Raw genomic sequence first — 1398 nt, 5'->3', positions numbered from 1 at the left:
CGTGAAGATGTCGCCGCCCTTGCCCAAACCGAAGTCGTACCAGAGCTGTTTCGCCACGTTCACACGGAAAGAGGATGTGCGCTCGCCCCTGTACGGGGCAAGATACCACAGCTCGTTACCGCTCCTTCTGACAGGCTCATGCCCCAGCCGTGCGAGAAAATCCGCAAGCGGCATCCTTCTGACAGCATCTATTTCCGTCCTTTCCATGCCCGTGTCAGTTGATGATGAACTTGATACCGACCCCGAACTGCGTGTGGAACTTCCGTGTGTCGCCACCCCAAAGGCAACGCTCCCGCAGGTTGGCAAGCAGGGCGATACGGTCTGCCACGTAACACTCCACATCGAGCGTCAGCGCACCGCCGTAGATGAAGGCGTCCCGGTCGTGCAGCGTGGAGCCGTCATGCAGCACCTTCTTCCCCCAATTTACCGCCTCATATCCGGCGAGAGCCGAAGCCCCGGCATAGACGAAAACAATCTTTCGGGCGTCCGACAGTATCTTGAAGTAATAGCCGCCCTCCGCCGTGAACTGCGCCACGGGTATCTTGGTGTCCTTGTAGGGATTGTTCTTCAACAGGTATTCGCCACCGAACACCCACTTGTTCCCCTTCTTCGTGTAGGTGGAGAGAGCCGCCCCGAAGCTGTACCCGCCGTCCTTGCCGCCGAGATTGAAGCCGTCCGCCATGTCCGCCCTCACCTCGATGCCCTGCATCTTCGGCAGACACCGCTGGGCGTGCGCCTGCCCTGTAAAAAGGGCAAGCGACGCGATGATTATTGCGATGTACTTTCTCATGGTCAGCGTACTTGAAGTTCGTTGATGGTACCCGCGCGTACCAAATCCTCGTTCTCAATCACGAAGGACTGGTGACGGCCGCCGTTCTTCTCGTTCAATTCCACCACGAGGCACTTGTCATCGGGGATGGTGAACTTCGCCATCGTGAAGACCGTGCGCTCGCTCTTTTTGCCCGGCACGAGGGTGGCGTAGTTCTGCGCGCGGAGCGGCAGAATAATCTGCTCCTGCACGGCAGTACGCTTCGCAACCTTCTTGTCCACGATTTTCCAAGTGATGTAGTCCACATCGAAAGGCACGTTGCTCTGGTTCTTTATCTCCGTGTGGAAATAAAGCAAGCCGTTGTGCGTGTAGATGCCTTTCAACAGGTATTGGATGCCGAAACGCTTGCAGCCGATATGCTTCACCTCGCGCTTGTTCTGTTTGTGGATGGACTTCATGATAAGGCGCACCAGCATCGGGCTTTCGCTGCCCAGCTCTTTCAGATAGATTTCCTGCGCGTTGTTCGGGCGGTTCACCGTGCTGCCGTCATGGATGAAGTCGCACATCTCCACGTTGAGCAACAGCGGTTCGGCGGCGTACTTCACGTTGAAGGTGTAGAAACTGCCGTC

Annotated in this window: 3 protein-coding genes; all 3 read right to left on the bottom strand. The window is 56.9% G+C overall.

The genetic code is table 11. The features are described 5' to 3' along the window. A partial coding sequence (locus HMPREF9442_RS00615) for a CHC2 zinc finger domain-containing protein (protein WP_008624131.1) occupies positions 1-207 on the bottom strand: 207 nt, incomplete at its 3' end. Between the two features lie 7 nt (positions 208-214). Continuing rightward, entirely contained in the window at positions 215-790 is a 576-nt protein-coding gene (locus tag HMPREF9442_RS00610; protein ID WP_004291523.1) for a conjugal transfer protein TraO, read from the bottom strand. 2 nt (positions 791-792) lie between these two features. Next, the coding region (gene traN, locus HMPREF9442_RS00605) for a conjugative transposon protein TraN (protein WP_008624129.1) at positions 793-1398 on the bottom strand (606 nt) is incomplete at its 5' end.

This window comes from Paraprevotella xylaniphila YIT 11841 (assembly GCF_000205165.1).
Taxonomy (GTDB): Bacteria; Bacteroidota; Bacteroidia; order Bacteroidales; family Bacteroidaceae; genus Paraprevotella; species Paraprevotella xylaniphila.
This window is presented reverse-complemented; position numbering and strand designations above follow the sequence as displayed.

Bases quoted from the DNA above. Each gene is read 5' to 3' on its own strand.
- HMPREF9442_RS00610 (WP_004291523.1), bottom strand. From the start codon at position 790: ATGAGAAAGTACATCGCAATAATCATCGCGTCGCTTGCCCTTTTTACA.